1 protein-coding gene is annotated in these 399 nt (G+C 68.2%); it reads right to left on the bottom strand.

Annotation, left to right across the window (positions count from 1 at the left end; genetic code table 11):
- On the bottom strand, nucleotides 1-321 hold a 321-nt coding region (locus C7C46_RS25440; RefSeq protein WP_146259204.1), incomplete at its 3' end, for a transposase.
- Nucleotides 322-399 lie beyond the last annotated feature (78 nt).

Here is a 399-nt window from a genome sequence, read left to right on the forward strand (position 1 = left end):
CGGGTGGTGGGGCGCGCGGCCGACCGTGGAGTCCACGCTGACCAGGCTGAGATCGACCTGCCCACGGGCTGCGGCCTCGGCGATCATCCCCTCCATCAGCGCCTGGAAGGTCCCCGTGGTCGCCCAGATCTGGAACCGGCCGTAGACGGTCGACCAGGATCCATAGCGCTCAGGGACGTCCCGCCATGGACTCCCGGTCCGGAACCGCCACATCACCGCATCGAGCTGTCGGCGCAGGTCGGGGATCGGCCCACGCTCGCCCAGCGGCAGGAGCGGCTCCACCAACTCCCATTCGGCATCACTCAGATCACCACGCGTCACACCACAGTTCTACCGGGCCGCGACCGCCCGGCGTCAGCGAACCACTAAACCGTGATCTGAACTCGGAACAGGCCCTAG

Origin of the sequence: Streptomyces tateyamensis (assembly GCF_003205575.1) — a bacterium.
Lineage (GTDB): Bacteria > Actinomycetota > Actinomycetes > Streptomycetales > Streptomycetaceae > Kitasatospora > Kitasatospora tateyamensis.